Genomic DNA, 5292 nt, shown 5'->3' on the forward strand with positions numbered 1-5292 from the left:
GCCCGCCTCACCCTCGTCACGTGTGGCGGTGAATTCGACTACACGGCGAGACGTTACCTCTCCAACGTGATCGTTTCCGCGACGCCGGTTCCCTGATGCTGAGGTCTGGCTATGCTGTCGGCGACGAAGCCCGGCACGCGGCACCCGACAGGGGTCGCGGATGACCGGGAACCGCGTGACTCCGTCAGCCGGGAGGCAACGAAACTCAGTGACCGCACCCATCGATGATGTCGACCACCTGCGCCTCGTCGCCGCGTTCCGCGCGGGGGACGAGCGCGCCCTCGCCGAGGCCTATGCCCGGTGGTCGTCGCTCGTCTACACGATCGCGGTGCGCTCGCTCGGAGATCCCGGCGAGGCAGAGGACGTGACGCAGACGGTGTTCATCGCCGCCTGGCGCGGCAGAGACAACTACGATCCCGACCGGGCGAGGCTGCCCGCCTGGATCGTGGGCATCACCCGCCACACCGTCGCGGACACCCATGAGGCCCGCTCCCGGCGCCGCCGGATCGAGCAGGCCGTCGCGGGCGAACTGCGCACGACATCCGTCGACGACTCTGTCGACGTCGCCGACCGGGTGATGTTCGCCGAGGAGTTGCAGCGGCTCGCGCCGGTTCCGCAGCGCGTCATGCAACTCGCCTTCTATGCTGACCTCACACACGCGCAGATCGCTGCGATGCTCGATCTGCCGCTCGGAACCGTCAAGAGCCATATCCGCCGAAGTCTCGGCCGACTGCGAGCCCGATTGGAGGCCGAGGATGACACATATTGACCGCGACGACCTCGCACTCATCGCCCTCGCCGAGTTCGACCTCACCGAGGCAGAGCGCGGGCATCTCGCCGAGTGCCCGCAGTGTGCGCTCGAACTGATCTCGCTGCAGCACACCGCCGCGGTCGGTCGGTCCGCCAGGCACATCAGCCTCACCGAGCCCTCCGCCGCCGTGTGGGCGGGCATCCACGCGACCCTCGGTCTCAGCGCCGCCGTCGGTGCGCCGCCGAGAATCCGCGACTTCGTGCGCCCGGCGGATGCTGCCGGTGCCGGTGCCGGTGCCGGTGCCGGTGACGACCTGACCGACCTCCTCGAGGGCGAGCGGGAGGCATCCGCCATGCCCGCCATACTCGCCACGCCTGCCACGCCTGCCACGCCTGCCACACCCGCCGCGGGCCCAGCCGCCGCCCGTCCGCCCACGTCCGACTCGCCCGCTGCGCTGCGTCCGCGTCGACGGGCGAAAGCCAGGAGTCGAACCGGGGTGCGCCTCCTCCTGGCGGCGGCCGCGGCCGTGGTCCTGGTCCTCGCCGGCTTCGGCGCGGCGCGCTGGGTCGATGCGGTGCAGCCGCCCGCGACAGCGCCCGTCACCTACGAGGCCCGCCTCGAGCCGTTCCCCGGCTGGCAGGCGAGCGGCAGCGCCGAGGTCGAGGCCATGCCCGGCGGACACCGCGAGGTCGTCGTCGACCTCACCGGCCTCGCCGTCGCCACCGCGGCGGCCCCCCTGCGCGAGGTTTGGCTGATCAAGGCGGATGCCTCCGGACTGATCAGCATCGGCCTCCTCGACGGCAGCACCGGCCACTTCGACATTCCCGACGACGTCGACCTCGCCCAGTACCCGCTCGTCGACGTTTCGGCGGAACCCGACAACGGAAACCCGGCCCACTCAGGAAATTCGATCGTGCGCGGAGAACTGCACGCTACGTGAGCGCGGCCGCCCCCGGATAGGCTGGATGACGCAGAGCAGCAGACACTCGCGACAGGGAGACACTATGACGAACGTCACCGAAGCCGAACTTCTCCGGATGGTTCCGAAGGAACTCTTCATCAACGGGGAGTGGGTGCCTGCACGTGACGGGGCGACGCTCGACGTCGTCGACCCGGCCACCGGGCTCGTCATCGCCTCGATCGCCGACGCCGGGGTCGACGACGGCGCAGCAGCCCTCGACGCCGCCGTCGACGCCCAGGACAGCTGGGCGGCGACCCCACCCCGGGTCCGCGGTGAGATCCTGCGGCGGGCCTTCGACCTGATGCAGGAGCGCCAGCAGGAGTTCGCGCTACTGATGACGATCGAGATGGGCAAGCCGCTCACCGAGGCATACGGCGAGGTCGCATACGGCGGCGAATTCCTGCGCTGGTTCAGCGAAGAGGCCGTGCGCATCAGCGGCCGGTACGGCACCAACCCCGAGGGCACCGGGCGGATGCTGGTATCCCAGCACCCGGTCGGCCCCTGCTTCCTGATCACGCCCTGGAACTTCCCGCTCGCCATGGCCACCCGCAAGATCGCTCCCGCGCTCGCCGCCGGCTGCACCGTCGTCGTGAAGCCGGCGTCGCTGACCCCGCTCACGACCCTGTACTTCGCCAAGCTTCTCGCCGAGGTCGGGCTCCCCGCCGGTGTGCTCAATGTCATCACGACCTCGCGCTCCGGCGCGGTGTCCGACCCGATCATCGCAGACCCGCGGCTGCGCAAGCTCAGCTTCACCGGGTCGACAGCGGTCGGCCGCCGCATGATCGGCCAGGCAGGCCAGGGCGTGCTGCGCACCTCGATGGAACTCGGCGGGAACGCGCCGTTCATCGTCTTCGCCGACGCCGACCTCGACAAGGCCGTCGACGGCGCGATCGCGGCGAAATTCCGCAACGTCGGGCAGGCGTGCACGGCCGCCAACCGGTTCATCGTGCAGGCGTCCGTCGCGGAGGAGTTCGCCCGCCGGGTCACCGAGCGGGTGCAGGACTTCGTCGTGGGTCGCGGCACTGCAGAGGGCGTGAACATCGGACCGCTGATCAACGCCGGGGCCGTTGAGAAGGCATCCACCCTGGTGCAGGACGCCCTCGAGCGCGGCGCGAGACTGCTCACCGGCGGCGACTCGATCGAAGGCGCCGGCACCTTCTTCGAACCGACCGTGCTGGCCGGAGTCGCGCCGGGCAGCGACATCCTGCGCGAGGAGATCTTCGGGCCTGTGCTCGCGATCGCGACCTTCAACGAGGAAGACGACGCCGTGCGCCTCGCCAACGACACCGAGTTCGGGCTGGTCAGCTACGTCTTCACCCGGGACCTCGCCCGCGGGCAGCGCATGGTCGAACGCCTCCAGACCGGCATGATGGGGCTCAACATCGGCGTGATCTCGAACGCGGCCGCACCATTCGGCGGGGTCAAGCAATCCGGCCTCGGCCGCGAGGGCGGCCCGGAGGGCATCCAGGAGTACCTCTCGACCAAGTACACGATGACCCCGGACCCCTTCGCCGACTAGCGCCCCCGGCTCGTAGACTGAACGGATGCCCGTCATCGAGATCACCGACCTCGACGACCCGAGGCTCGTCGACTACGCCCACGTCACCGACGTCGCCCTCAAGAAGGCCCGCGGCACCGAGCACGGCCTGTACATCGCCGAGTCGGCGCTCGTGCTCGAGCGGGCGCTGCGGGCCGGCCACCGGCCCCGCTCCGTGCTCGCGCTCGGCAATACGGTCGACGAGGCCCGCGCCCTCGTCGGCGAGGACGTGCCGGTGTTCGTCGGGCCAGGGGAGCTCCTCGCCGAGCTGACCGGGTACATCCTGCACCGCGGCCTGATCGCCGCGATGAACCGGCCCGCCCTGCCGGACGCCGACACCCTGCTCGCCGGGGCCCGGCGCATCGTGATCCTTGAGAACGTGTCGGACCCCACCAACGTCGGTGCGATCTTCCGCTCCGCCGGCTCGATCGGGGCGGATGCGATCCTCGTCACGCCGCGCTGCTCCGACCCGTTCTACCGCCGCGCCATCCGCGTCTCGATGGGGACGGTGCTGCAAGTGCCGTGGACCCGCGTCGGCGACTGGCCGAGCACCCGTGCGCTGCTGTCGAGGCGCGGCTTCCACGTCGCCGCGCTCGCCCTCCGGGCGGATGCCGTCAGCCTGCGCGACTTCGATGATCGCGATCACGAGAAGCTCGCCCTGCTGCTCGGCGCAGAGGGCGAGGGCCTCACCGAGGACGCCCTCGCCGCAGCCGACAGCGTCGTGCAGATCCCGATGAAGCACGGCATCGACTCCCTCAACGTGGCCGCGGCCAGCGCCGTCGCGATGTGGGCGCTCTCCGCCTGACCCGCGCCGCGCATCCACTCTCGCGGAACCACGCGACGCACCAACGGCGGCGGGACCCAGCGGCGGGCCCCGGCGGCGCGGCATAGGCCTAGGCTGTCGGCATGAGCAACGAGGCCGTGATCATCGATGTCGTGCGCACCCCGTCCGGGCGGGGCAAACCGGGTGGAGCACTGTCGGGGGTGCACCCGGCGGACCTGCTCGCCGGGGTGCTCGCCGAGCTGGTGCGCCGGAACGACCTCGACCCCGCGCTCGTCGACGACGTGATCGGGGGCTGCGTCACGCAGACGGGTGAGCAGGGCTACAACGTGACCCGCACCGCGCTGCTCAGCGCGGGATTCCCGGAGTCCGTGCCGGGCACGACGATCGACCGGCAGTGCGGTTCGAGCCAGCAGGCTGCGACCTTCGCCGCCCAGGGCGTGATCGCCGGAAGCTACGACATCGTGATCGCGTGCGGAGTCGAGTCGATGAGCCGGGTTCCGCTCGGCTCGTCCCTGCGCCCGGGCCAGGATCCGTCCGGTCGTCTCCTGCACGAGCGCTACCCGAACGGTCTCGTCGGCCAGGGCGTCTCCGCCGAGCTGATCACCCGCCGTTGGGGCCTGACCCGCACGGAGCTCGACGACTACGCGGCCCGGTCGCACTGGCTGGCCGCCGAGGCGCGCGAAAGCGGTGACTTCGCGCGCGGCCTCGTGCCGGTCCGGCTGCCGGACGGCACCGTCGTCACCGAGGACGAGACCATCCGCCCCGGTACCACGCTGGACACCCTGGCCGCCTTGCCGCCCGCGTTCCGCACCGATGCCCTTGCGGACCGATTCCCCGACCTCGACTGGCTGACCACCGCGGGTAACTCGTCGCCACTCACCGACGGCGCCTCCGCCGTGCTGATCATGAGCGCCGCCCGCGCCGCCCAGCTCGGCTGCACCCCGCGGGCGCGGTTCGACAGCTTCGCCATCACGGGGAGCGACCCGCTCCCGATGCTCACCGGCGTGATCCCGGCGACCCGGCGCATCCTCGCCCGCTCCGGCCTCGACCTCGACGACCTCGACGCCTACGAGGTCAACGAGGCCTTCGCGTGCGTGCCGCTCGTCTGGGCGCGCGAATTCGACGCCGACCCCGTCCGGCTCAACCCGGCAGGCGGTGCGATCGCCCTCGGCCACGCGCTCGGCTCCTCCGGCACCCGCCTGCTCGGCACCCTCCTCGGCACCCTCGAGCGCACCGGTGGCCGCTTCGGCCTGCAGACC

5 protein-coding genes are annotated in these 5292 nt (G+C 71.3%); all 5 read left to right on the forward strand.

Going from position 1 to position 5292, the window contains the following annotated elements:
- Positions 1-208 precede the first annotated feature (208 nt).
- The gene (locus QN345_RS15180) at positions 209-769 is read left to right on the forward strand and encodes an RNA polymerase sigma factor (RefSeq protein ID WP_322189396.1); all 561 of its coding nucleotides are present in this window, start codon (positions 209-211) and stop codon (positions 767-769) included.
- Positions 756-1691 carry an anti-sigma factor gene (locus QN345_RS15185; protein WP_322189398.1) on the forward strand — a complete coding sequence of 312 codons (936 nt, stop codon included), beginning with the start codon at positions 756-758 and terminating at the stop codon, positions 1689-1691. Before QN345_RS15180 ends, QN345_RS15185 begins: the two co-directional genes overlap by 14 nt.
- A 64-nt stretch (positions 1692-1755) precedes the next feature.
- A complete protein-coding gene (locus QN345_RS15190) occupies positions 1756-3231 on the forward strand; it encodes an NAD-dependent succinate-semialdehyde dehydrogenase (protein WP_322189400.1) in 1476 nt (491 codons plus the stop codon).
- A 25-nt stretch (positions 3232-3256) separates the two neighbouring features.
- The gene (locus tag QN345_RS15195) at positions 3257-4054 is read left to right on the forward strand and encodes an RNA methyltransferase (protein ID WP_322189402.1); all 798 of its coding nucleotides are present in this window, start codon (positions 3257-3259) and stop codon (positions 4052-4054) included.
- A gap of 101 nt (positions 4055-4155) precedes the next feature.
- A partial coding sequence (locus tag QN345_RS15200; RefSeq protein WP_323508820.1) for a thiolase family protein occupies positions 4156-5292 on the forward strand: 1137 nt, incomplete at its 3' end.

Source organism: Cryobacterium sp. 10I1, assembly GCF_035019805.1.
GTDB lineage: Bacteria > Actinomycetota > Actinomycetes > Actinomycetales > Microbacteriaceae > Cryobacterium > Cryobacterium glucosi.